The organism is Micromonospora sp. HUAS YX12 (genome assembly GCF_040215685.1).
GTDB lineage: Bacteria > Actinomycetota > Actinomycetes > Mycobacteriales > Micromonosporaceae > Micromonospora > Micromonospora tulbaghiae.
In genome coordinates, this window is record NZ_CP157974.1 from 2,578,954 (window position 1) to 2,602,740 (window position 23,787).

The window sequence follows — 23,787 nt, forward strand, 5'->3', positions numbered from 1 at the left end:
CGACCCTAGGCGAGCGCACCGGCATCCGTCAGGGGACGAGTTCCTCCGGCCGGATCGTGGCCCGGACGGGCTCGGTCAGCTCCAGCACGGAACCGGGCTTGGTCACCGACACCTCCCGGTAGTGCCGGCCCTGCCGCCGGTGGAGGTGCAGCGTGCCGGTCTCCTGCTCCACCAGCAGGTACCACTCGATGCCCGCGGCGGCGTAGTAGTGCATCTTGAGCACCTTGTCGGTCGCCGCGTTGCCGGGCGAGATGACCTCGCACACGAGCCGCACGTCCCGCGCCTCGATCATCGGCTCGTCGAAGTCGATCGACTCGGTGACGACCAGGTCGGGAATCGGTATGCGGCCTGGCCGGAGCCGGACGTTCACCGTCTCCAGCAGTTCCAGGCCGGCGTGCTGGGCCGCGGCCTCCAGCAGATTGCCGAGGTTCCGCTGGATTCGCTGGTGCCGCGGAGTCGGTGCCGGTGTCACGTGCAGGCTCCCGTCGAAGAGTTCGACGCGTTGCCGCGTCTCGCCGAGGGCGAGGTACTCCTCTTCGGTCCACGGGCCGTCGTGGCCGAACACCGCCGCTGTCATGGTCGCCTCCACCTCGTGCCGACAGGAATCGTCCCTTCGTCACCGGGACCATGGTCGCACCCCGGGTGCGACGACGAGGCCGAGATGCCCAATCGTGGCCGTGAATGTCCCAGGTGAGGGGCGTGCGGACGGGAGACCGAGTCGTTACGCTCTCACCGCTGACAGACCGCTCGATGTAGCTTATTTTCGCCTCCAAGGGTTTGCTGTAGGTTCTCTTCATCACCGAAGGGGAGGCGGTCAATGGGCAGGTCGGAGGCGGTGCCGTCCGGGGAGCCGGACCGCCCGGAGGTGCCGGAGCAGCGATCCGGCGACGGGCCCTATCTCCAGGTCAGGGATCTGCGGGTGCGGTTCGACACCGAGGATGGTGTGGTGCGGGCCGTGGACGGGGTGTCGTTCGCGGTGGAGCGGGGTCGCACGTTGGGGATCGTGGGGGAGTCCGGGTCCGGTAAGAGCGTGACGTCGTTGGCGATCCTCGGCCTGCACAACGCGAAGCGCACGGCCATCTCGGGGGAGATCTGGGTGGGTGGGCGTCAGCTTGTCGGGTTGGGTGAGGAGGGGGTGCGGCGGCTGCGGGGCCGGGACATGGCGATGGTGTTTCAGGATCCGTTGTCGGCGTTGCATCCGTACTACTCGGTGGGCCGGCAGATCGCTGAGGCGTACCGGGTGCATCACCCGAGGGCGGGGAAGCGGGAGGCGCGGTCGCGGGCGGTGGACATGCTGGGCCGGGTGGGGATTCCGCAGCCGGGGCGGCGGTTCGATCAGTATCCGCACGAGTTCTCGGGTGGGATGCGGCAGCGGGCGATGATCGCGATGGCGTTGGTGAACGATCCGGATCTGTTGATCGCGGATGAGCCGACGACGGCGTTGGATGTGACGGTGCAGGCGCAGATCCTGGACCTGCTGGCCGATCTGCAGGCCGAGTTCCGGTCGGCGATCGTGTTGATCACCCACGATCTGGGTGTGGTCAGTCAGGTGGCTGATGACGTGCTGGTGATGTACGCCGGCCGGGCGGTGGAGCACGGGAGTGTGCAGCGGGTGTTGCGGGCGCCGCAGCATCCGTACACGTGGGGGTTGTTGTCGAGCGTGCCGTCGTTGCACGGCGACGCGGACGCGGACCTGGTGCCGATCCCGGGCAACCCGCCGTCGCTGATCAACCTTCCGTCGGGGTGCGCGTTCCATCCGCGGTGCCGGTGGGCCGACGTGAACGGCGACCGGTCCCGCACCGACGTTCCGGAGCTGGTTCCGGCGGGCTCGGGGCATCTGGTGGCGTGTCATCTGCCGGTCGCCGCGCGGGAGCGGATCTACCGCGACGAGGTCGCGCAGGTGGGGGTGGCCCGATGAGCACCGAGACCGAGCCGCTGCTGTCGGTGCGCGGGCTGACCAAGCACTTCCCGGTCCGGCAGGGCCTGCGTGCCACGGGTGCGGTGCGGGCGGTGGACGGGCTGGACTTCGACGTTCGGCCGGGGGAGACGCTGGGGTTGGTGGGGGAGTCGGGGTGTGGGAAGACCACGACCGGGCGGATGCTGGTGCGTCTGCTGGAACCCACCGCCGGCAGTATCAGCTTCGCGGGGCGGGACATCACCCACGCGAAACGTGGTGAGCTGCGCGGGTTGCGGCAGGATCTGCAGATCATCTTCCAGGACCCGTACGCGTCGCTGAACCCCCGCCACACGGTCGGGCGGATCGTGGCGATGCCGTTGCAGGTCAACCGCATCACCCCACCCGGCGGGGTGAAACACCGGGTGCAGGAGTTGCTGGAACTGGTCGGGTTGAACCCGGAGCACTACAACAGGTATCCGCACGAGTTCTCCGGCGGGCAACGCCAGCGCATCGGCATCGCCCGCGCCCTCGCCCTGAAGCCGAAGCTGATCGTGGCCGACGAACCCGTCTCCGCCCTCGACGTGTCCATCCAGGCGCAGGTCGTCAACCTGCTCCGCAGCCTGCAACACGACCTCGGCCTGGCGTTCGTGTTCATCGCCCACGACCTCGCCGTCGTCCGCCACTTCTGCCACCGCGTCGCCGTCATGTACCTCGGCACGATCGTCGAGATCGGCGACCGCGACACCATCTACACCCGCCCCCAGCACCCCTACACCCGGGCGCTGCTGTCGGCGATCCCGGACGTCACCACCCTCGGCCCCGCCGGACGCATCCGCCTCACCGGCGACGTCCCCACCCCACTCAACCCACCATCCGGCTGCCGCTTCCGCACCCGCTGCTGGAAAGCCACCGACCGGTGCGCCACCGAAGAACCCGCGCTCGTCACCCGCGACGGCGGCGAACAGCAAACCGCCTGCCACTACCCGGAGAGCGGACCGGTCGGCGTGCCCACCGGCGAACCCGTGGAGGTGTCGAAATGAGCCTGTCGCCGGTCGAGGGCGTCGCGCTCGCCGAGATCGAGTCCCCCGGTGAGGGCGACGAGAGCGGTAAGAAGGAGTTCGTCGGCCGGTCACCCGGCCAGCTCGCCCTCGCGCGGCTCAAGCGGGACCGCACCGCGCTGATCAGCGGTGGCCTGCTGGCGTTCTTCGTGCTCGTCGCGCTCGCCGTCCCACTCATCGAGGCGCTGTACGGGGTGGGGCCGAAGGAGCAGTTCCAGAACCGCCTCGACGGCTACGGCATGCCGTTGGGCTACGCCGGCGGCGTGACCGGGGAGCACTGGTTCGGGCTGGAGCCCGGTCTCGGCCGGGACATCTTCATCCGGATGGTGCACGGGCTGCGGACGTCGCTGTTCATCGCGTTCGCCGCCGCCGTGCTGACCGCGGTGATCGGCGTGACGCTGGGAACGCTCGCCGGCTACCTGGGCGGCTGGCTGGACACGGTGATCAACTGGATCACCGACCTGACCCTGGCCATGCCGTTCCTGATCATCGCGCTGGCCCTGATGCCGACCGTCGCGCTGCGCTTCTACGGTCAGCGCGAGGCCGTGCCGGCGTACTTCCAGATCGGTGTGCTCATCGCGATCTTCGCCCTGTTCGGCTGGACCGGCACGGCTCGGCTGGTCCGGGGTCAGATCATCGCGCTGCGCGAACGCGAGTTCGTGGAGGCGGCGCGGGCCAGCGGCGCGGGACTCGGGCACATGTTGTTCCGCCAGTTGCTGCCGAACGCCTGGGCGCCGATCCTGGTCGCCTTCTCGCTCGCGGTGCCGCAGTACATCACCAGCGAGGCCGCGTTGTCGTTCATCGGCGTCGGGCTGACCGACGAGACGCCGAGCTTCGGCCGCATGATCTACCGCAGCCTCGACTACCTGCAGACCGACCCGGCGTACGTCTTCTTCCCGGGCATCACCATCTTCGCGCTCGTGTTCGCCTTCAACCTCTTCGGTGACGCGCTGCGCGACGCGCTCGACCCGAAGTCGTCCCGGTAGGAGGCCGGTCCATGACGCGATTCCTCATCCGCCGGCTGCTGTCCGCCGCGCTCACGCTGTTCGCGGTGAGCGTGCTCAGCTTCCTGATGTTCTTCGCGCTGCCCCGCGACCCGGTCACCGGCATGTGCCCGAAGAACTGCAACCCGGAGCGACTGGAGCGGGTCCGCCAGGAACTGGGCCTGCGTGATCCGCTGATCAGCCAGTACGCCGGCTACATGAAGGGCATCTTCACCGGCCGGGATCTGGGCAGCGCCCAGGGCGGCCGGTGCGACGCCCCCTGCCTCGGCTGGTCGTACGTGTCGAACGAGGCGGTCTCGGACACCATCGCCCGGGTGCTGCCGGTGACGCTGAGCATCGTCATCCCGGCGGCGATCCTCTGGCTGCTGCTCGGCGTCGGCCTGGGCATGCTCTCGGCGCTGCGCCGGGGCAGCTGGCTGGACCGGGCGGCGATCGGCTTCTCGCTCACCGGCGCCTCGTTGCAGCTCTACTTCGTCGGCGCGGTGCTGCTCATCGTCTTCGTCTACAACCTTCGCCTGCTGCCGGTGCCGAGCTACACATCGTTGTTCGACAACCCGCTGAAATGGACGAGCGGGCTGGTGCTGGCCTGGGTGGCGCTGGCGTTCCTCTTCTCCGCGATCTACGCGCGACTGTCCCGCGCGCAGATGCTGGAGACGCTGTCGGAGGACTTCGTCCGGACCGCGCGGGCGAAGGGCCTGGCCAAACGCAAGGTGTACGGCCGGCACGCGCTGCGCGCCGCGATCACGCCGGTGGTGACGATCGCCGGTCTGGACGTGGGCGGGGCGCTGGGCGGCACGGTGATCACCGAGACGACATTCGGTCTGAACGGGATGGGGCGTACCGCTGTCGACGCGGTCCGCTCGGGAGACCTGCCGACGATCATGGCGACCGTGTTGATCGCGGCGGTCTTCGTGGTGCTGGCGAATGTGGTGGTGGACCTGCTCTACGCGGTGATCGACCCGCGGGTACGGCTCGGCTGAACCGCGACGAAATTTATCGACAACTGTTACCCAACTCGTAGTTTTTCTTCTTTACGATCCTCGGGACGTCGGCGGATGCGCTCGGCGAACGGGTGGAGGAGGTAGGACATGCGACCACGCGCAGCGGCCGCCGCTGGCGGTGCCATCGCACTGGTTGTGGCACTCGGTGCCTGCTCGGAGAACACGGGCGAAGGCACCAAGGTGGACACCAACCGGCAGCAGACCGGGGTCATCGCGACCGACCCCAAGGACTCGCAGGGACCGGCCGCCGAGATCGACGGCGCGACCAAGGGCGGGACGTTCACCATCATCCGGGAGACCCCCATCTCCCACCTCGATCCGCAGCGGACGTACTCGTTCGCCGGCCTGATGGCCAACCCGCTCTTCGCCCGCTACCTGACCACCTGGAAGGACGACGGCAAGGGTGGCCTGGTCCTGGTGGGCGACCTGGCCGAGACCCCGGGCAAGAACGTCAACAACGACTGCAAGGTCTGGGAATTCACGATCAAGGACGGGGTGAAGTTCGAGGACGGCAGCCCGATCACCTCCAAGGAGATCGCGTACGGCATCGCCCGCTCCTTCGACCCGGACCTCACCGGCGGCCCCACCTACATTCAGGAGTGGCTGGCCGACACCCCGCAGTACGACACCAAGTGGGACTTCAAGAAGAACAAGACGTCGCTGCCGCCGGGCCTGACCACGCCGGACGACAAGACGCTGCGCTTCGAGTTCGCCAAGCCCCGCTGCGACCTGCCGTTCGCGGTCTCGCTGCCCACCACGGCACCGCTCAAGCCGGAGAAGGACACCGGGGTCAACCTCGACCAGAAGCCGTTCTCGTCCGGCCCGTACAAGATCGCCAAGAACCAGGTCGGGGTCCAGCTCACGCTCGACCGCAACCCGAACTGGGACGCGAAGACCGACCCGGTACGGCACCAGTACCCGGACCAGTTCGTCTGGAGCTTCGGGCCGACCGCTGACGCCGCCAACAACCGGGTGATCGCGGACAACGGCGCCGACCAGAGCGCGCTGGCGTTCAACTCGGTGCCGGCCTCGCTCGTGGCCAAGGTGGCCGGTGACCCGGCGCTGAAGTCCCGCACGCTGCTGTCCCCGACCCCGAGCGCCAACCAGCTCGTGATCAACACCCAGCGGGTCAAGGATCTGAAGATCCGCCAGGCGCTCAACTACGCGATCGACCGCGAGGGCCTGGTCAAGGCGCTCGGCGGCCAGACCGTCGCGCAGCCGATCACCACGCTGATGCCGCCGTCGACCATCGGTTACAAGGCGTACGACGCGTACCCGGCGGGCGCCAACGGGAATGTCGAGAAGGCCAAGGAGCTGCTCGGCGGCCAGACGCCCGAGCTGGTCCTCGGCGTCGCCGACAACACGACCGAGCAGGCGGAGGCGGTCCAGCTCAAGGGCAACCTGGAGCGCGTCGGCTTCAAGATCACCGTCCGGAACATCCCGGACGACGCGAAGCTGGACGAGGTCAAGAAGAAGAACAACCCCTGGGACCTGTACATCGGTAACTGGGCGGCGGACTGGCCCAGCGGCGCGTCGATCCTGCCGGTGCTCTACGACGGCCGGACCATCAAGGCCGAGGGCAACAGCAACCAGTCGTACTTCAACGACGACGCGATCAACGCCGAGATGGACCGGATCCTGGCGCTGCCGCCGTCCGAGCAGGGCCCGGAGTGGGGCAAGCTCGACGAGCGGATCATGAAGGAGCACGCGCCGGTGGTGCCGCTCTACGTGGACGTGGCGTACAACGTGCACGGGTCCAAGGCGGGCGGGGTGTTCATCTCCTCCGTGTTCGGCTACCCGAACTTCGTCAACGCGTACGTCAAGCAGTAGCCCGTAGGTGAAGGAAGGGCCCCTTGTTAACGCCTCGCGTTAACAAGGGGCCCTTCCTCTACCGCAGGCGTTAAAAGGGGGCCCTTCCTTACAAGTAGCGGCGGAGGAAGTCCAGCTCCAGCCGGAGCAGGCGCTCGGACACCCCGCCGGCGGCCAGGTGGCTCGCGCCGGTGAGCGGCAGCACCGCGTGCGGGCGGCCCGTCGCCAGCAGCGCCGCCGACAGCCGCAGCGTGTGCGCGGCGAGCACGTTGTCGTCGGCCAGGCCGTGCACCAGCAGCATCGGCCGGGCCTGCGCCGGGTCGCCGAGCGGCTCGGCGGCCAGCTCGACGAGCGAGTGGTGGGCGTAGACGTCCATCCCGTCGTCCGGCATGCCGAGGTAGCGCTCGCTGTACGCGGTGTCGTACAGCGCCCAGTCGGTGACCGGCGCGCCGACGATCGCGCACTTGAACAACTCCGGGTGGCGCAGCACCGCCAGCCCGGCCAGCCAGCCGCCGAACGACCAGCCGCGTACCGCCACCCGCTCCAGGTCCAGATCCGGGTGCTTGTCGGCGAGCGCGGTGAGCGCGTCCACCTGGTCGGTCAGGACCACGTCCGCGACCCGGCGGTGGATCGCCTTCTCGAACGACGGCGCGATGCCCGGGGTGCCCCGGTTGTCGATGGTGACCACCGCGAAGCCCTGCTCGGCCCACCACTGCCGTTCCAGCCAGACGCTGCGGGCCGCCACGACCTCCTGGTGGCCGGGGCCGCCGTAGATGTCCAGCAGCACCGGCAGCCGGGTGCCCTTGACGTGCTCGACCGGGTAGAGCACCGCGCTGGGCAGCCGCCGGTCGGTCACCCGGACCATCGTCGGCCGCGGTGCGTACGAGCAGGTGGCGGCGAACGAGCGCAGCTCAGCCACCTCTCGGTCGCCGTGCCACACCCGCCAGCGGACCCCGGCGTGCTCCAGCGACGCGATGCCCACCGCCAGCGTGGATCCGCCGATCGAGGCCGTGTGCCAGCCCGGGTCGCTGCCCATCCGGCGGGCGTCCATGCCGCCGCCGACAGTGGTCCGCACCCGGTAGAGGTGGCGCTGGCTCGGCTCGCCCTCGCTCGCCTCCACCAGCAGGTCCGCCGCCGCGTTCGGGCCGTTCGGCAGCCGCCCGACCACCCGCCGCACGTACAGCGAGGGTGGGGTGAGCAGCGTGCCGTCGGCGAACAGGCAGCGCGCGTCGTACCCGTCGTGGGCCAGCTCGCCGCCGACCAGCACCCGCCCGTCGGGCAGGTGCGCCGGGGTGCCGGGGATTGGCTCCACCCAGCGCGGGTCGGCCAGCTCGGCGTGCACCTGCGTCTCCCCGGTACGCGGGTCCACCGCGAGCACCAGGCCGTGCTGCTGCGAGCGGCGCAGCACGGTGATCAGCGGGCCGCCCTCGGTCCAGTCCACCGAACTCAGGTACGGATAGGTCTCCCGGTCCCAGTGCACGTCGACCCAGCCGCCGTCGAGGTCGAGCAGGTGCAGGCTGACCTCCGCGTTCGGCCCACCCGCCACGGGGTACGCGAGCGACGTCGGCGGGCTCGCCGGGTCGGCCGGGTCGTGCAGGTACCAGCGTTCCAGGCGGGATTCGTCGACCCGGGCGGCCAGCACGCTGCGGCCGTCCGGCGCCCACCAGTACCCCCGGTAGCGGTGGAACTCCTCGGCCGCGATGTGCTCGGCCAGCCCCCAGGTGACGCCGCTGTCCTCACCGGCGAGCAGGTTGTCCGTACCGTCCGGCTCCACCACCCGCAACTGGCCCCGGCGCACCCCCTCGGCGGCGTCGGTGACGTACGCCAGCCGCTGGCCGGCCGGGTCGGGCCGCGGGTCGATCACCGGCCCGACGGCCGCCACCTCGACCACGTCGCGGTGCACCAGGTCGGCCCGGAACAGCCGCCCGGCCAGCGCGAACGCGGCGACCCGGCCGGCCGAGTCCAGCGCGTACGAGCCGATGCCGCCGGAGCTGAGCCGCAACCGCTCGCGCAACGCCCGCTCGCCTGGTGCGAGGCGGGCCGGCTCGGCGTCGGTGCCCAGCAGCACCGCCGGGTCCGCGACCAGTCGTTCCTCGCCGCTGTCGACGTCGAGCAGCCAGAGCGCGTCGGCCGGGTCCTCCGGTCCCGCGGACCGCAGGAAGATCACCCGGGCGCCGTCGCCCGCGACGGCGACGGCGCGCGGCGCCCCGTGGCTGAACCGACGGGTACGGGCGGCCAGCTCGGGAAAGTCCACGCCTGCAGAGTAGGCGGGCGCCGGGGGTGATGTGGCCGACCTGGGCGGACGCATCACCGTCGAGCGGGCAGGACCGCCGGTTAGAGTGACGGGCGTGACGACCCTGCCCGACCGGCGCCTCCTGCTGGTCCACGCGCATCCCGACGACGAATCGATCGGCACCGGCGCGACGATGGCGCACTACGCCGCCGCCGGCGCCCACGTCACGCTCGTCACCTGCACGCTGGGCGAGGAGGGCGAGATCCACGTCCCGGCGCTGGCCCAGCTCTGCGCGGCCGAGGCGGACCAGCTCGGCGGCTACCGGATCGGCGAGCTGGCCGCCGCCTGCGCCGCGCTCGGCGTCACCGACCACCGGTTCCTCGGCGGCGCGGGCCGCTACCGCGACTCCGGGATGATGGGCCTGACCACCAACGAGCACCCGCGGGCGTTCTGGCAGGCCGACCTGGACGTCGCCGCCGGGTACCTGGTGGAGGTCATCCGCGAGGTCCGCCCCCAGGTGCTCGTCACGTACGACCCGGACGGCTTCTACGGCCACCCCGACCACATCCAGGCGCACCGGGTGGCGATGCGGGCGGTGGAGCTGGCCGCGGCCGAGGGGATCGCCCCGGCGAAGGTCTACTGGACGGCCATGCCGCGCAGCGTGCTCGACGCGGGCCTGGAGACGTTCACCGAGTCCTCGGACAACCCGTTCGCCGGCATCGAAAGCGCCGACGAGCTGCCGTTCGGCACGCCGGACGCGGAGATCGCCGCCCGGATCGACGGCACCGACCAGCACGCCGCCAAGGAGGCGGCGATGCGTGCCCACGCCACCCAGATCCCGGCCGACTCCTGGCTCTACTCGATCGCCGGCAACTTCGGCGGCGAGTTCATGGGCGTCGAGTACTTCACGCTCGCGGTCGGCGAGAAGGGCCCGGGCGCCGGCCCGTACGGCTGGGAGGACGACCTCTTCGCCGGGATCGCCCTGGACGGCACGCAGCGGTCCCCGGTCGCGGCGGCCGGTCTCCGGTGACGCTGCCGGCCGTACCCGTGTCGACCCTCCCCGAGCAGCCGCCGACGGCCGCGACGCCGAGCCCGGCGGAGCGGGTGCTCGACCGCGCGCTGCGGGTGGCCGGCGGCGTCGTGACGGTCTGGGCCGGCGTCCTGCTGGCGCTGCTCGACCTGATCTTCGCGACCTGGGCCTGGGAGACGGTGCAGGGCCGCTCCGGCGGGCTGCGGGCGCTTCTCGGGGTCGGCCTGGTGGCCGCCGGGGTGGTCGCCGTGGTGGCGACGACGGTGCTGCTGGGCCGGTTCGCCCACCGGTCGACGGGTACGCGCTGGGCGGTGACGCTCGGCGCGCTGCCGTGGTTCCTGGTGATCGTGGTGGGAGGTTTCCGGACCGTGGAGGGCGATCTGGCGCTCGCCGGTGACAACGTGCTCGGCCTCGCGTTGATCGTGGCCGGCGCGGTCACGTTCGCGGTACTGGGCTTCCGCCACCTGGTGACACCACCGGACGCACGGTGAGGTGCTGACGCCGCACAGCTCGCGGTGGTAGACATTCCTGCCAGGAGGCCCGCCGAGGGAGCGGGCGGTACGGCGGGAGGCGTGCGATGGCTCAGCGGTGGCGTGCGGTAGGCGTGCTGGCGGCCGCGTTGTTCGGGGTGAACGTGGTGGCCCGGCTGGTCATCAAACTCGCGTTCCCGGACGACGACACCGCATCCGGCCGCGTCTCGCTCGCCATGTTCCTGGTCATCGGGCTGATCCTGGCCGGCACCGCGTTCCGGTGGGGCGCCGACCGGCCGCTGGTCCGCTGGGCCGGCGACCTGGCCGCCGCCGTCGCGGTCGCGCTGGCGCTCACCGTGTTCGTCGGTCCGCTGCTGGTCGGGGAGAACCCGTTCGGCGGCGGCGCGGGCCTCTTCTTCGCCCAGATCTGGCTCTATCTCGCGGCCACCGGGGCGGGCGTGCTGGTCGGCTACCTGATCCTGACCGCGCTCGGCCGGGACTACCGGTCCCGCCAGCTCAAGCGGTACGCCGAGATGAAGCGCACCCGGCCCCGCAAGATCGTCCGGCGCTGACCGGAGCGCCGCTCAGGCCGCCGGGGCGACCCGGGTCAGGTAGGTGTGGTGGGTGGTGAAGCCGAGCCCCCGGTAGAGCGCCACGGCGCCGGTGTTGCTCTGTTCGACCTGGAGGAACGCGTGGGTGGCGCCCTCGGCGGCGCCCCAGCCGGCCAGGGCGCGTACGACAGCGGCGGCGAGCCCCCGGCGGCGCGCCTGCGGCACCGTCTCCAGCAGGCTGACGCCGAGCCAGCGGCCCCCGCCGGTCACCGTGCCCCGCCCGACCGCGAGCAGCCGGCCGTCTTCGCGCAGCTCGGCGAAGCGGACCCGGGGCGTCCCGGTGAGCACCTGCCGGGCGGCGTCCGGCAGCCCGCCCTTGCGGCCGGCGGCGATCGCCAGCCAGTCGTCGGCGGGCCCGTCCGCGAGCGTCACCGGCGGCGGGTCGGCGGAGGCGGCAGCGTGAGGCGAGGCAGCGGCGGGCAGCGCCGCGGCGGCCGGTGGCGTGGTCAGGGTGCGCAGCGGGACGGTCTGCACCAGCACCGGGGGCCGGGACGTCCAGCCGCGCGCGTCCAGCTCCGCGCCGACCGGGGCGGCCAGCGGCAGCGGGGTGTTCACCAGGGCGGGCCCGCCGCGCTCGGCGTACCAGCGCTGCACCGCGTCCAGCGCGGCGGGCAGCGGACGGTCCGGGTCGCCGACCGGCAGCGCGCTGTTCGCCCGCCCGGTCCAGCCGTCGGCCCAGCGCAGCCGCCAGTCGCCGAGCCGTCCGCGTACCGGTGCGGGCCACGCCTCGTCGGCGGCCAGCTCCAGCGCGACCACGGCGGCGGCGGTGGGCCGGCGGGCCGGCGGCACCCGCTTGGCCCGGTGCACCTCGGCCACCGGTACGCGCAGCGGCCCGGCGTCGGTGGACAGGGTGATGTGGGTCTCGCTCAGCTCCACGAGCTCGCCGAGCGCGTCGGAGAACAGCGTGCGGCCCTCGCGAATCCCCACAATCCGGCGGACCACGATCCGGTGTCCCACGTCCTGCTGTCGGAGCACGATCGACCCCCTCCCCGGCGAGATACTAGGCTCTTACCGTTGCGGTTGATCGCGACGAGTCTTGCGGAGGAGAAGACCGGTGACCTACATCATCGCCGAGCCGTGCGTGGATGTGCTCGACAAGGCATGCATCGAGGAGTGCCCGGTCGACTGCATCTACGAGGGCAACCGGATGCTCTACATCCACCCCGACGAGTGCGTCGACTGTGGTGCCTGTGAGCCGGTCTGCCCGGTGGAAGCGATCTTCTACGAGGACGACGTCCCGGAGCAGTGGAAGGACTACACCGGGGCCAACTACGAGTTCTTCGAGGATCTGGGCTCGCCCGGTGGCGCCTCGAAGATCGGCAAGGTGGAGAAGGACGCCACCTTCGTCGCCGCGCAGCCGCCGCGCGGCGAGGGCCACTGAACCGGCTCACGCCGGTCTCGGCACGGCTGCCCGACTTCACCTGGGACACCCTGGACGCCGCGGCCGCCACGGCCGCGGCGCACCCGGACGGTCTCATCAACCTGTCGATGGGCACGCCGGTCGACCCGGTGCCAGACCTGATCCGGCAGGCCCTGGCCGACGCGTCCGACGCGCCGGGCTACCCGCTCACCGCCGGTACGCCCGCCCTGCGGAACGCGATCGCGGCCTGGGTCGCGCGGGCCTGCGGCGCGGGCGTCGACGGCCTGGGCGTGCTGCCGACGATCGGCTCCAAGGAGCTGGTGGCCGGGCTGCCCACGCTGCTCGGGCTCGGCCCCGGTGACGTGGTCGTGGTGCCGTCGGTCGCGTACCCGACCTACGAGGACGGGGCCCGGCTCGCCGGCGCGACAACGGTACGCACCGACTCGCTGACCGCGCTCGGCCCGGATCCCCGGGTCCGCCTGGTCTGGGTCAACTCGCCGGGTAACCCGACCGGCCGGGTGCTGCCCGCCGCCCACCTGCGCAAGGTGGTCGAGTGGGCACGCGAGCGCGGTGCGGTGGTCGCCAGCGACGAGTGCTACCTGCCGCTGGGCTGGGACGCCGAGCCCGTCTCGGTGCTCTCGCCGCAGGTGTGCGGCGGCTCGTACGACGGCGTGCTGGCGGTGCACTCGCTGTCCAAGCGGTCCAACCTGGCCGGCTACCGGGCCGGATTCGTCGCCGGTGACCCGGCGCTGGTGGCCGAGCTGCTCAAGATCCGCAAGCACGCCGGCCTGATCGTGCCGGCCCCGGTGCAGGCCGCCATGGTGGCCGCGCTCGGCGACCAGGAGCACGCCGACGCCCAGCGGGAGCGCTACCGCGTCCGGCGGGAGAAGCTGCGCGCGGCGTTCACCGGCGCCGGCTTCACCGTCGAGCACTCGGAGGCCGGGCTCTACCTCTGGCTCACCCGGGACGAGGACTGCTGGGAGACAGTGGACCGGCTGGCCCGCCGGGGCATCCTCGTGGCCGCCGGTGTCTTCTACGGCCCGGCCGGCGCGCGGCACGTCCGGGTGGCCCTCACCGAGTCCGACGAGCACGTGGATGCGGTGGCCGGACGGCTCGCCGGGGCATGACGTGGCGGGCGGGCTGGCGCGGGCGGCGGTGGTCGGCACCGGCCTGATCGGCGGTTCGGTGCTGCTGCGGCTGCGCGACGCCGGGCTCGACGTCGCCGGCTGGGATCCCGATCCGGGCGCCCGCCGGCAGGTGCGCGACCGGGGCGTCGAGGCGCCCGACACGGTCGAGGAGGCGGTCACCGGACGGGACGTGGTGTTCCTCTGCGGCCCGCTGCCCACGCTGCCGGCGACGCTGGCCCGGGTCGCCGCCGTGACCGACGACGGCTGCGTGCTCACCGACGTGGGCAGCGTCAAGGCCGAGGTGAGCACCGCCGCCACCGTGCAGGGGCTCGGGCACCGGTTCGTGCCGGGCCACCCGATGGCCGGCGCGGACCGGGCCGGAGCGGCTGCGGCCGGCTCGGACCTGCTCGACGGCGCCGCCTGGGTGCTCTGCCCGGGGCCGATCGGCCTGGGCGCGTTCCGGCGGCTGGCGGTGCTGCTGGTGGACGTCTTCCACGCCCGGGTGGTGCCGATGTCCGCCCCGGAGCACGACGGCGCCGCCGCGCTCGCCTCGCACGTACCGCACGTGCTGGCCGGCGCGCTGGCCGGCACCGTGCACCGGTCGGCGTTGCGGGACGCGGTGCTGACACTCGCCGCCGGCAGCTTCTCCGACGGCACCCGGGTCGCCGGCGGGCCGCCCGAGCGGACCGCGAACATGCTGCTCGGCAACCGGGACCGCGTGCTCGCCGAGCTGGACGCGCTCGGCGCGTTCCTGGACGAGCTGACCGAGGCGCTGCGCGACGGCGACGCCGGTGCGCTGGCCGACCGGTTCGCCGAGGGGCGGGACGTCCGTTCCACGCTGCGGGCGCGCGCGTTCACCGCGCACCGGCGGGAGTTCCCGGCGGCCGCCGGCCACGTGGGGGAGCTGGCGTACCTGCGGGCGCTGGGCGCGGCGGGCGGCCACCTGAGCGAGGTCCGGGAGGCGGCCGGGGCGGTCACCTACACGGGGCACCTGCCGGCCACCCCGCCGTTAGGCTGAGCGGCATGGCGGACGCACCGGTCGTGGCGGTACGCGGTGAGGCGTACCGGGAGGTGGCTCCCGAGCTGGCCCGGTTCACGGTGACGGCGGTGGCGCGGGACCGGGACCGGGAGACCACGCTGACCCGGCTGGCCGAACGGGCCGCCGCGGTGCGCGCGCTGCTCGACGCGGCGGAGCCGGCCGTGGAGCGCCGCGAGACCGGCCAGGTCCGGGTCTGGCCGGTGACGAAGCGCTCCGGCGACCGGGTGGTGGCCTATCAGGGCAGCGTGAGCACCACCGTGACGACCACCGACTTCACGGTGCTCGGTGACCTGATGCTCCGCCTGGCCGACCAGGAGCAGGTCGAGGTGGCCGGGCCGGTGTGGTCGCTGCGGCCGGACAGCCCGGCCTACCGGGAGGCGCGGCAGGCCGCGATCGCCGACGCGCTGGTCCGGGCCCGGGAGTACGCCGAGGCGCTCGGCGCCCGGGTGATCGCGTTGCGGGAGCTGTCCGACACCGGGATGAGCGCCGGCCCGCCGATGATGGTCAAGGCGGCGTACGCGCGGTCCGGCGAGCCGGAGTTCGAGCTGGAGCTGGACCCGGCACCGCAGCCGGTGCAGGCGGCGGTCGAGGCGCGGTTCACCATCAGCGAGCCGGTGCTGGGCTGATGCCACAGGCGGAGGTGCTCGGGCTCGACGAGCTGGTCGCCCGGGCGCGCGCGCTGGCCGAGGACGGCCCGCGTCAGCTGCTCGGCATCACCGGCGCGCCGGGGGCGGGCAAGTCCACCCTGGCGGAACGGATCGTGGCCGCGCTCGGCCCGGTCGCCCGGCTGGTCCCGATGGACGGCTTCCACCTGGCCGGTTCGGCGCTGGCGCGGCTCGGCCGCGCCGACCGCAAGGGCGCGCCGGACACGTTCGACGTCAACGGCTTCGTCTCCATGCTGCGCCGGCTGCGCCGGCTGGAGCCGACGTCGGTGTGGGCGCCGGAGTTCCGCCGCGACCTGGAGGAGCCGGTCGCCGGGGCGATCGAGGTGCCGCCCGAGGTGCGCCTGGTGGTCACCGAGGGCAACTACCTGCTGCTGCGGGACGACCCGTGGGAGGAGGTGCGCACGCTCGTACACCGGATCTGGTTCCTCGACCTGGACGCGGAGCTGCGGCTGCGCCGGCTCACCGCCCGCCACGAGGCGTACGGGAAGTCGCCCGAGCAGGCCCGCGCCTGGGCGCTCGGCAGCGACGAGGAGAACGCCCGCCGGGTCGCCGGCACGGCCGGGCACGCCGACCTGGTGGTACGGCTGGCCGACCCGCCGCAGGCGTGACGCCGGGCGCCGCCGGCCGGCCCGCCGCCGCGGTGGCGCACGGTCAGCCGGTCCGCTGCCGGGGTGACGGCACGGTGCGGCGCAGCAGCCGGGCCACCACCGCCCGCTCGCGGGTGAACTCCACCGCGTCCGGGTAGCCGCTGTGGCTGCGGATCGGCGGGTCGGCCACCTCGCCGCCGGACGGGTGCAGCGCCTCCGGGTCGGCCACCGGTACGTCCCGCTGCCCGGCGCTGACCTGCCAGCCCAGCGGGTCGGTGTCCCGCCAGAAGTTCGTCCAGGCCACGTGCCCGCCGGGCCAGGTGAGCGCACCGGCGAGCGCGCGCAGCCGTTCCGGCCCGAAGTAGGACGGGAAGACCCGTCCGTACAGGCGGGTGAGCTGGCAGCCGTAGGAGAAGAACCAGGTCCGCAGCCGCCACCGGCGGGGCAGTTGCAGCAGCACCGCGGCGCAGATGACGGTGCCCTGGCTGTGCCCGGAGAGGATGACGCCGTCCATCCGGTCGCTGTGGTGCGGCGGCAGCGCCAGCAGCCCTGCCACCCGGGTCTGGAGTTCCGGTACGGCACGTTCGGCGTAGCTGGGCGGCGCGAGCGGATGCGCGGCCCGGGGCCAGAACGTGCACACGTCCCAGATCACGCCGACCGAGCGGCGGACCGAGTCGGTGCGGTAGACGAGCAGCCCGAGCGCCGCCGTCACCACCGGCAGCCAGCCGAGGAGCGCGTCGCCGCGCTCGGCGGTCCAGTGGATGGCGGTCTGCCAGCCGGACGGGGACAGCGGGCTGGGGCGTTCGCCGGACAGCGCGGCGGCGCAGCAGAGGGTGACCAGGATCGCGCAGAACGTGGCGTAGCAGCCCACCAGCCGTACCGCGTGCTCGCCGACCAGCCGGTGCAGCGCGCGGTAGGTGCTGACGTCGCGGCAGCGCCGCAGGTCGTGCGCGGACAGGCCGGGTGTGGCGGCCAGCCGGGCGTACTCGGCCCGGCGCAGGCGGTGCAGCAGGACGACGGCCCGGATCAGCAACCCGATCAACGCGGCCAGGCCGATCGCGCAGGCCAGCCCGGCCCAGAACACGGCCAGCGGCGGCACGACCCGGCTCGGGCCGCTCGGTTCGGCCGACGCGTCGAGCCGGTCGCTGACCCAGTAGAGCAGCCCGGCGCAGTACGCCACCGCCATCATCCAGCCGAACCCGGCGATGACCGCCGGGGCGCAGCCGCGCCAGGCGAGATCGGTGTACGCGCCGAGCGGCTGGGTCGGCACCGCCGGCCGCCGGCCGGGCAGGAACAGTCCGGCGGTGGCCAGCGCGACGGCCGGGCCGACGAGCATCCAGGTGCGCAGCTCGTCCGGCGCGGCGGGCAGCGCGGGCAGGCCGCGTTCGATCCAGGCCGCACCGAGCGGCAGCAGCAGCATCCCGGCGGCGGGGCCGATCAGCGCGCGGCGGCCGGAGCGGTTCGCCGCGGCGATGGCGAGCAGCAACAGCACCTGGTACGCGATGAGCCAGGCGATAGCGGTGTCGTACCCGGGCAGGGACCGGTCGGCGTGACAGCCCCCGGCGTCCGGGTACGCCGCGCACCCGTCCGGCGGCCGGTACGTCGACAGCGGCTGCCCGGCCGCCCCGTCGGGGAGCAGCAGCAGGACGAACGCCCCGATCAGCCCGAGCGCGGTGAGCGTCGCGACCGCCGCGCTCCACCGGCCGAGCGGGGTGGCGCCCTGGCGCCGGCTCAGCCAGGGCCGGGCGACCGCTACCACGGCGATCACCACGACGGCGGCGAGCAGCGCCACGGTGGGCCAGGCGACGGCGGCACGTAGACCGCGCGGCGGGTCCATGATCAGCACCGCGCTGACCGGTACGGCGGCGGCGCTGACCGCACCGGTGCACAGGTGCAGCACGGCGGCCCGGCGCAGTTGCCCCTCCCCGTTCCAGAACGTCGGGTCCTGGAGCGGGTTCTGCGAGGGCTCACGCGGGTCCGGTCGTTCGACCGGCTCCCCGTCCTCCCGGGCCGGCGCGTGGTGGTGCGGGTCGGCGGGCATCTGCGCCTCGTACTGGTAGGTGCGGAAGGCGACGAGTCCGATCGCGGCCAGCACGAGCAGTGGCAGCAGCAGCCCGAGCGCGAGCGCCCGGGTGTCCTCGCGCCACCAGGAGTCGCCGAGGACCTCCCACGGGCCGGGGAGCCGGCCGAGGCAGTCCGCCTCCACGCACTGCCAGCCGATCAGATCCACCCCCACGCCGGTCACGGTGACGACGAGCGTGCAGGTCAGGCTCAGGCAGAACAGGCGGATGAGCCAGGCGGTGATGCCGGACCGGCTGGCCCAGCGTTCCTGGTCCGGGTCGGGCGGGATGCCGGCGCGGGCGTGCAACGCGACGTTCGCCAGCGCGAAAGGGAGCATCAGCGTCCACAGCGCCCGTTCCACGTCCCGCCGGGTCCGCGCGCCGGAGGTCAACTGCCCCCAGCTGTACGCCTCGACCGTGATCGGGTCGTCCCGGCCCGCGGTGCTGGACCGGTAGAAGCCGGTCACCTGACCGCCGGCGACCAGTGTTGGTTGCGCACCGTCACTGGTGACGCCGGCGGTCAGGCCGAGCAGCTGATCCGGCGGGGTGTTGGAGACCCCGTGCACCCGCAGTTCGAGGACCCGTTCCATTGCGCCTCCCGGTAAACGCCCTACTACCCAGAGTGCGCGACGGGTCGGGAATTCGCATCCGCTGGAACGATTGTTCCCGCAGCTCAGGACGGCTGAGTCAGGCTCCTGATCGGGCGGGCGGGGTTACCCACCGCCACCACGTTGGCCGGCAGGTCGCGGGTCACCACCGCGCCGGCGCCGACCACCGTGTTCTCGCCGATGGTCACGCCGGCCAGCACGATCACGCCCCCGCCGAGCCAGACGTTGTCACCGATGGTGATCGGCTGGGCCGACTCCCACTTCGCCCGGCGCGCCTCCGGCTCCACCGGGTGGGTGGCGGTGAGCAGCTGCACGTTCGGTCCGATCTGGACGTCCGCGCCGATGGTGATGCGGGCGACGTCGAGGAAGACCGCGTTGAAGTTGACGAAGGTACGCGGGCCGATGTGCGTCCGGTGTCCGTAGTCGCAGTACAGCGGCGGCCGGACCCAGGCGTCCTCACCGAGCGAGCCGAGCAGTTCGCGCAGCGCGGCGAGGCGGCCCGGCGGGTCGTCGGCGGAGCTGCGGTTGAAGCGTTCGCCGAGCCGGGCCGCGCGCTCCAGGTCGGCGATGATCGCGGGGTCGTCGGCGATGTACTGCTCGCCGGCCAGCATCCGGTCCTTCATGGAGGTCATCGCTCGATCGTCCCGGCCCGCCCGGGAGCGGGGTGGTGGTTCCGTCGGATCGGCGACTTCCTGTTGCATACGCGGTATGCAATCCTGATACCCGCGTCGATGTGCCTCTCATCGATGAAACGTCCGACGAAGGAGGAAAGGTTGCTCCGGAACCGCAGAAAGCTGACGGCGCTCGGCCTCGGCCTGGCGCTGGCGCTCGGCCTGCCGGTGCCCGCGCTGGCCGCCGCGCCCACGGCGCCGACCGGCCCGTCCGCCCGTACCGGGCCGTCCGCCCAGCCCGGCGCCCACCCGGTCACCGTCACCCTGATCACCGGCGACCGGGTCAGCGTCGCCCCCGGCGGCCGTGCCGCGGTACGTCCCGGCGCCGGCCGCGCCGGCATCCAGTTCATGGTCGGGCGGGAGCGCGACCGGCTCACCGTGCTGCCCCAGGACGCGCTACCGCTGGTCCGCGCGGGCAAGCTCGACCGGCGGCTGTTCGACGTGACCGGGCTGATCGAGGCCGGGTACGACGACGCGCGGCGCGGCACCGTACCGCTGCTCGTGTCGTACCGGCCGGGGGTGGCCCGGCGGACGGCGGACCCGCTCGCCGGCGCCCGGGTGATCCGCGATCTGCCGGCGATCGGCGGCGCGGCTCTCGTCGCCGACAAGGGCGACACCGGCGCGCTCTGGAAGGCGGTGAGCGCGGACCGCTCCGGCGCCCGGCTCGACGCGGCGGGGGGTGTCGACCGGATCTGGCTCGACGGCCGGCGGCGGCTGACGCTCGACCACAGCGTGCCGCAGATCGGCGCGCCGACCGCCTGGGCCGCCGGCTGGACCGGGAAGGGCGTGCGGGTCGCGGTGCTCGACACCGGCGTCGACCTCACCCACCCGGACCTGGCCGGCAAGGTCGCCGAGTCGCGCAACTTCACCGAGGAGGCGAACCCGGACGACATCGTCGGGCACGGCACGCACGTGGCCTCCACCATCGCCGGCAGCGGCGCCGCCTCCGGCGGGAAGTACCGGGGCGTGGCGCCGGACGCCACGCTGCTGTCCGGGAAGGTCTGCGAGGTCTACGGCTGCACCGAGTCCGCCATCCTGGCCGGCATGCAGTGGGCCGCGGCCGAGCAGGACGCCACGGTGGTCAACATGAGCCTCAGCGGCGGCGACTCCCCCGAGGTGGACCCGCTGGAGGAGGCGGTCGGGACGCTCACCGAGCAGCACGGGACGCTCTTCGTGATCTCCGCCGGCAACGCCGGCGCCGACGGTTCGGTCGGCTCGCCGGCCACCGCCGACGCCGCGCTCGCGGTCGGCGCGGTGGACCGGGACGACGCGCTCGCCGACTTCTCCAGCCGCGGCCCCCGGGCCGGTGACGGGGCGATCAAGCCGGACATCACCGCGCCGGGCGTGGAGATCGTGGCCGCGCGGGCCGCGAACGGCCAGATCGGCGACCCGGTGGGGGACGGGTACGCCTCGCTGTCCGGCACCTCGATGTCCGCCCCGCACGTGGCCGGCGCGGTCGCGCTGCTCGCCCAGCAGCACCCCGGCTGGACGCCGGCCCGCTACAAGGCGACGCTGATGGCCTCGGCGAAGCCGCACCCGGAGCAGACCGCGTTCCAGCAGGGCGCGGGCCGGGTCGACCTCGCCCGTGCGATCACCCAGCAGGTGACGAGCGAACCGGCGTCCGTCTCGTTCGGCGTGGCGGCCTGGCCGCACACCGACGACCAGCCGATCAGCCGGACGATCACCTACCGAAACGGCGGGAACGCCCCGCTCACGCTGGACCTGAGCACCGAGTTCACCGGCCCGGGCGGACGGACCGCGCCGGCCGGCATGCTCACGCTCAGCACCTCCCGGCTGACCGTCCCGGCGGGCGGCACGGCCCCGGTGACGGTGGTGGTGGACACCCGGCTCGGCGGCGCCGACGGCTACTGGACGGGCCGCCTGCTCGCCCGCGCCGGCGACGCGGTGGCGGTGACCCCGCTCGCGGTCGACCGCGAGGTGGAGAGCTACGACCTGACCGTGACGCACCGCAACCGCTCCGGCGCCCTGACCGACGGCTACTACACGAGTCTGCTCGGGCTCGACGACGGCAGCTACCGCGACGTCTACGGCGCCGACGGCGAGGCCAGGATCCGGGTGCCGAAGGGCCGGTACGGCGTGCAGAGCCTGATCTTCGTGGACGGCGACCAGGGCTGGTCGGAGGTCTCCTTCCTCGCCCAGCCGGAGCTGGTGGTGACCGGGAACCAGCGGCTGGCGCTGGACGCCCGGCGGGCGAAGCCGGTGCGAACCACGGTGCCGCAGCGCGGCGCGGCGCCGCTGCTGATCGACGTCACCGCGGCCTGGGGATTCGGCGACTACTACGCCGGTTTCGGGCTCTGGACCGACAGGTTCGAGGGCCTCTACTCGGCCCAGGTCGGCCGCAACGTCTCCGACAAGGTGTTCGTCGGCTCGCTCGCCAGCCAGTGGGCCGAGCCGACCGCGCCCGAGCGCAGCCCGTACTTCTACGGACTGAACGAGCTGTTCCCGGGCCGGTTCCCGACCGGCTTCGTCCGGAACTACCGGCCGGCCGACCTGGCCACCGTCGCCAACCGGTTCGCCGCCGGCTACACCGGGATGGACAACGAACTGGTCGTGTACGGGGAGCCCGACTACAACATGGGCGGCTCGGCGATCGTCCTGCCCGTCCAGGTGCCCGGCAAGCGGATCGACCACCTCAGCACCAACCGGATCCGCTGGAGCGCCGAGCTGGCCTTCGGTGAGCGGGACGAGGACGGCTGGTTGCAGCCGCGTGCGGTGCTGGAGTCCGGGCCGACCCGTTACCGGGCCGGTCACACCTACCGCGACGAGTGGAACAAGGCCCCGTTCGGCCCGTCGTTCCCGCAGCCGCAGTGGCCGGAGGAGGGCATCACCCGTACCGGCGACACCCTCGTGGTCGCGCTGCCGGTGCACAGCGACGCGGCCGGGCACCCGGGCGGCTCGCTGAACGACACCGAGCAGACGCGGCTCTACCGCAACGGCAAGCTGTTCGCCGAGTCGCCCTACCCGGGGTACGGCGAGTTCACGCTGCCGCCGGGAACGGCGAACTACCGGGTGGAGACCACGGCGACGCGCGGCTTCACCGACCTGAGCACCGAGGTCTCGGCGAGCTGGACGTTCCGCTCCAAGCGGGTGCCGGGTGACGTGCCGGCCCGGCTCCCGGCCATGGCGGTCCGGTTCACCCCGCCGCTGGCGGTGGACAGCTCCGCCCCGGCGGGCCGGACGTTCACCGTGCCGGTGGCGGTGCAGCGCCAGCCCGGCGCGCCGTCCGGCCGGGTCGTGGCACTCACCGTCGACGTCTCCTACGACGGCGGGAAGACCTGGCGCAAGGCGGCCCTGAAGAAGCAGGGCGGGGCGTGGACGGCCACCGTCCGGCACCCGGCCGGCCCGGGGTACGCGTCGCTGCGGGCCACCGCCCGTGACGACGCCGGCAACACCGTGACCCAGCGGATCATCCAGGCGTACCGCCTGCGGTGAGCCGGCCGTCCGGGTCCGCGCGGCGGTTGCCGTCGCGGACCCGGACGGGGGTACGGCTCAGTCGTTGGCGTGCAGCGCGGCGTTGAGCGTGATGCCCTGGCCGGTGCGGGGCTTCGCCTCCAGCGCGCCGGTCACCGAGTTGCGCCAGAACAGCAGCCCGTCGACGCCGGACAGCTCGCGAGCCTTGACCACCCGGCCGTCCGGCAGCGTGACCTTGGAACCGGCGGTGACGTAGCAGCCGGCCTCCACCACGCAGTCGTCGCCGAGCGAGATGCCGATGCCGGCGTTCGCGCCGACCAGGCTGCGCTCGCCGATGCGCACCTTGTCGGTGCCGCCACCGGAGAGCGTGCCCATGATCGAGGCGCCCGCGCCGACGTCGGAGCCGTCGCCGACCACCACGCCCTGCACGATGCGGCCCTCGACCATCGAGGTGCCCAGCGTGCCGGCGTTGAAGTTGCAGAAGCCCTCGTGCATGACAGTCGTGCCGACGGCCAGGTGCGCGCCCAGCCGGACCCGGTCCGCGTCGGCGATCCGCACCCCCGACGGCACCACGTAGTCGGTCATCCGGGGGAACTTGTCCACCCCGTAGACGGCCAGGTGACGGCCGGCCGCCCGCTCGATGACGCGCAGCTCGTCCACGCGCTCCGGCGGGCACGGCCCGGCCGACGTCCAGGCCACGTTCGCCAGCTTCCCGAAGATGCCGTCGAGGTTCAGCTCGTTGGGCCGCACCAGGCGGTGGGAGAGCAGGTGCAACCGCAGGTACGCGTCGGCGGCGTCCTTGATCGGGTCGTCCAGCGAGCCGATCACAGTGGTCACCTCGACCGTGCGCAACCCGGGCAGCGCCCGCTCGCCGATCGCGCCCGGAGGCAGGTCGAGCACGTCGGCCCGGTCCTCGCCGGGCACCAGCGGCAGCTCGCCCAGACCCAGCTTGCCGGTCGGGTACCAGGTGTCGAGCACCTGGTCCTGCGCGGTGACGGTGGCCAGGCCGATGCCCCAGGCGGATGGTGCGGACGTCACGGTGTCACCCTTCTCCTCCGGCGGCGGCGTCCGCCGCTGCTCGCGGCCGGGGGCGCGGCACGTGTTCCTCGCGCCCACCGAGGATGA

20 protein-coding genes are annotated in these 23,787 nt (G+C 73.1%); 14 read left to right on the forward strand and 6 right to left on the reverse strand.

Features of this window, described 5'->3' with window-relative positions:
* Positions 1 to 28 precede the first annotated feature (28 nt).
* Positions 29 to 577 carry a Uma2 family endonuclease gene (locus tag ABIH81_RS12615; protein ID WP_349880422.1) on the reverse strand — a complete coding sequence of 183 codons (549 nt, stop codon included), beginning with the start codon at positions 575 to 577 and terminating at the stop codon, positions 29 to 31.
* 240 nt (positions 578 to 817) lie between these two features.
* Here ABIH81_RS12615 and ABIH81_RS12620 point away from each other — a divergent pair, with 240 nt between their 5' ends.
* From ABIH81_RS12620 to ABIH81_RS12640, 5 genes are all read left to right on the forward strand, one after another.
* Entirely contained in the window at positions 818 to 1,918 is a 1,101-nt protein-coding gene (locus tag ABIH81_RS12620) for an ABC transporter ATP-binding protein (RefSeq protein ID WP_349880423.1), read from the forward strand.
* The gene (locus ABIH81_RS12625) at positions 1,915 to 2,937 is read left to right on the forward strand and encodes a dipeptide ABC transporter ATP-binding protein (protein WP_349880424.1); all 1,023 of its coding nucleotides are present in this window, start codon (positions 1,915 to 1,917) and stop codon (positions 2,935 to 2,937) included. The genes ABIH81_RS12620 and ABIH81_RS12625 overlap by 4 nt, the downstream gene beginning before the upstream one ends.
* Positions 2,934 to 3,941, forward strand: coding sequence for an ABC transporter permease (locus ABIH81_RS12630; RefSeq protein WP_349880425.1), 1,008 nt, complete (start codon positions 2,934 to 2,936; stop codon positions 3,939 to 3,941). Before ABIH81_RS12625 ends, ABIH81_RS12630 begins: the two co-directional genes overlap by 4 nt.
* Before the next feature lie 11 nt (positions 3,942 to 3,952).
* Positions 3,953 to 4,939: an ABC transporter permease gene (locus tag ABIH81_RS12635; RefSeq protein WP_013288442.1), complete on the forward strand. Its 987-nt coding sequence runs from the start codon at positions 3,953 to 3,955 to the stop codon at positions 4,937 to 4,939.
* 108 nt (positions 4,940 to 5,047) lie between these two features.
* Positions 5,048 to 6,790, forward strand: a complete 1,743-nt coding sequence (locus ABIH81_RS12640) for an ABC transporter substrate-binding protein (RefSeq protein WP_349880426.1) — start codon at positions 5,048 to 5,050, stop codon at positions 6,788 to 6,790.
* Between the two features lie 88 nt (positions 6,791 to 6,878).
* Here ABIH81_RS12640 and ABIH81_RS12645 read toward each other — a convergent pair whose 3' ends face one another.
* The gene (locus ABIH81_RS12645) at positions 6,879 to 9,023 is read right to left on the reverse strand and encodes a prolyl oligopeptidase family serine peptidase (RefSeq protein WP_349880427.1); all 2,145 of its coding nucleotides are present in this window, start codon (positions 9,021 to 9,023) and stop codon (positions 6,879 to 6,881) included.
* Positions 9,024 to 9,108: 85 nt separating this feature from the next.
* Here ABIH81_RS12645 and mshB point away from each other — a divergent pair, with 85 nt between their 5' ends.
* The 3 genes from mshB (at position 9,109) to ABIH81_RS12660 (ending at position 11,074) form a co-directional block, all read left to right on the forward strand.
* On the forward strand, positions 9,109 to 10,032 hold the full coding sequence (gene mshB / locus ABIH81_RS12650; protein WP_349880428.1) for an N-acetyl-1-D-myo-inositol-2-amino-2-deoxy-alpha-D-glucopyranoside deacetylase: 924 nt from the start codon (positions 9,109 to 9,111) through the stop codon (positions 10,030 to 10,032).
* Positions 10,029 to 10,523, forward strand: coding sequence for a hypothetical protein (locus tag ABIH81_RS12655; RefSeq protein WP_349880429.1), 495 nt, complete (start codon positions 10,029 to 10,031; stop codon positions 10,521 to 10,523). Before mshB ends, ABIH81_RS12655 begins: the two co-directional genes overlap by 4 nt.
* An 86-nt stretch (positions 10,524 to 10,609) precedes the next feature.
* A complete protein-coding gene (locus ABIH81_RS12660; RefSeq protein ID WP_349880430.1) occupies positions 10,610 to 11,074 on the forward strand; it encodes a hypothetical protein in 465 nt (154 codons plus the stop codon).
* Positions 11,075 to 11,086: 12 nt separating this feature from the next.
* Here the strand turns inward: ABIH81_RS12660 and ABIH81_RS12665 are convergent, their stop codons facing one another.
* Entirely contained in the window at positions 11,087 to 12,088 is a 1,002-nt protein-coding gene (locus ABIH81_RS12665) for a GNAT family N-acetyltransferase (protein WP_349880431.1), read from the reverse strand.
* Between the two features lie 79 nt (positions 12,089 to 12,167).
* Here ABIH81_RS12665 and fdxA point away from each other — a divergent pair, with 79 nt between their 5' ends.
* The 5 genes from fdxA to ABIH81_RS12690 are packed head-to-tail and all read left to right on the forward strand — an operon-like array spanning position 12,168 to position 15,912.
* The gene (gene fdxA / locus ABIH81_RS12670) at positions 12,168 to 12,494 is read left to right on the forward strand and encodes a ferredoxin (RefSeq protein ID WP_007464872.1); all 327 of its coding nucleotides are present in this window, start codon (positions 12,168 to 12,170) and stop codon (positions 12,492 to 12,494) included.
* On the forward strand, positions 12,491 to 13,600 hold the full coding sequence (dapC, locus tag ABIH81_RS12675; RefSeq protein ID WP_349881081.1) for a succinyldiaminopimelate transaminase: 1,110 nt from the start codon (positions 12,491 to 12,493) through the stop codon (positions 13,598 to 13,600). The genes fdxA and dapC overlap by 4 nt, the downstream gene beginning before the upstream one ends.
* On the forward strand, positions 13,569 to 14,618 hold the full coding sequence (locus tag ABIH81_RS12680) for a prephenate dehydrogenase/arogenate dehydrogenase family protein (protein WP_349880432.1): 1,050 nt from the start codon (positions 13,569 to 13,571) through the stop codon (positions 14,616 to 14,618). Before dapC ends, ABIH81_RS12680 begins: the two co-directional genes overlap by 32 nt.
* Before the next feature lie 5 nt (positions 14,619 to 14,623).
* Complete coding sequence (locus ABIH81_RS12685) at positions 14,624 to 15,265, forward strand: SIMPL domain-containing protein (RefSeq protein WP_349880433.1); 642 nt, start codon at positions 14,624 to 14,626, stop codon at positions 15,263 to 15,265.
* Complete coding sequence (locus ABIH81_RS12690) at positions 15,265 to 15,912, forward strand: nucleoside/nucleotide kinase family protein (protein ID WP_349880434.1); 648 nt, start codon at positions 15,265 to 15,267, stop codon at positions 15,910 to 15,912. The genes ABIH81_RS12685 and ABIH81_RS12690 overlap by 1 nt, the downstream gene beginning before the upstream one ends.
* 43 nt (positions 15,913 to 15,955) lie before the next feature.
* On the opposite strand, the gene ABIH81_RS12695 is transcribed toward ABIH81_RS12690, so the two are convergent.
* Both ABIH81_RS12695 and ABIH81_RS12700 read right to left on the reverse strand, forming a co-directional pair.
* Positions 15,956 to 18,541, reverse strand: coding sequence for a hypothetical protein (locus tag ABIH81_RS12695; protein WP_349880435.1), 2,586 nt, complete (start codon positions 18,539 to 18,541; stop codon positions 15,956 to 15,958).
* 83 nt (positions 18,542 to 18,624) lie between these two features.
* Positions 18,625 to 19,191 carry a sugar O-acetyltransferase gene (locus ABIH81_RS12700; RefSeq protein WP_349880436.1) on the reverse strand — a complete coding sequence of 189 codons (567 nt, stop codon included), beginning with the start codon at positions 19,189 to 19,191 and terminating at the stop codon, positions 18,625 to 18,627.
* 141 nt (positions 19,192 to 19,332) lie between these two features.
* Between ABIH81_RS12700 and ABIH81_RS12705 the strand changes: the two genes are divergently transcribed.
* Positions 19,333 to 22,683 carry a S8 family serine peptidase gene (locus ABIH81_RS12705; RefSeq protein WP_349880437.1) on the forward strand — a complete coding sequence of 1,117 codons (3,351 nt, stop codon included), beginning with the start codon at positions 19,333 to 19,335 and terminating at the stop codon, positions 22,681 to 22,683.
* A gap of 57 nt (positions 22,684 to 22,740) precedes the next feature.
* On the opposite strand, the gene dapD is transcribed toward ABIH81_RS12705, so the two are convergent.
* Complete coding sequence (gene dapD, locus ABIH81_RS12710; protein ID WP_349881082.1) at positions 22,741 to 23,700, reverse strand: 2,3,4,5-tetrahydropyridine-2,6-dicarboxylate N-succinyltransferase; 960 nt, start codon at positions 23,698 to 23,700, stop codon at positions 22,741 to 22,743.
* Between the last annotated feature and the right edge of the window lie 87 nt (positions 23,701 to 23,787).

Bases quoted from the DNA above. Each gene is read 5' to 3' on its own strand.
- ABIH81_RS12615 (WP_349880422.1), bottom strand. From the start codon at position 577: ATGACAGCGGCGGTGTTCGGCCACGACGGCCCGTGGACCGAAGAGGAG.
- ABIH81_RS12620 (WP_349880423.1), top strand. From the start codon at position 818: ATGGGCAGGTCGGAGGCGGTGCCGTCCGGGGAGCCGGACCGCCCGGAG.
- ABIH81_RS12625 (WP_349880424.1), top strand. From the start codon at position 1,915: ATGAGCACCGAGACCGAGCCGCTGCTGTCGGTGCGCGGGCTGACCAAG.
- ABIH81_RS12630 (WP_349880425.1), top strand. From the start codon at position 2,934: ATGAGCCTGTCGCCGGTCGAGGGCGTCGCGCTCGCCGAGATCGAGTCC.
- ABIH81_RS12635 (WP_013288442.1), top strand. From the start codon at position 3,953: ATGACGCGATTCCTCATCCGCCGGCTGCTGTCCGCCGCGCTCACGCTG.
- ABIH81_RS12640 (WP_349880426.1), top strand. From the start codon at position 5,048: ATGCGACCACGCGCAGCGGCCGCCGCTGGCGGTGCCATCGCACTGGTT.
- ABIH81_RS12660 (WP_349880430.1), top strand. From the start codon at position 10,610: ATGGCTCAGCGGTGGCGTGCGGTAGGCGTGCTGGCGGCCGCGTTGTTC.
- ABIH81_RS12680 (WP_349880432.1), top strand. From the start codon at position 13,569: ATGCGGTGGCCGGACGGCTCGCCGGGGCATGACGTGGCGGGCGGGCTG.
- ABIH81_RS12685 (WP_349880433.1), top strand. From the start codon at position 14,624: ATGGCGGACGCACCGGTCGTGGCGGTACGCGGTGAGGCGTACCGGGAG.
- ABIH81_RS12690 (WP_349880434.1), top strand. From the start codon at position 15,265: ATGCCACAGGCGGAGGTGCTCGGGCTCGACGAGCTGGTCGCCCGGGCG.
- ABIH81_RS12695 (WP_349880435.1), bottom strand. From the start codon at position 18,541: ATGGAACGGGTCCTCGAACTGCGGGTGCACGGGGTCTCCAACACCCCG.
- ABIH81_RS12700 (WP_349880436.1), bottom strand. From the start codon at position 19,191: ATGACCTCCATGAAGGACCGGATGCTGGCCGGCGAGCAGTACATCGCC.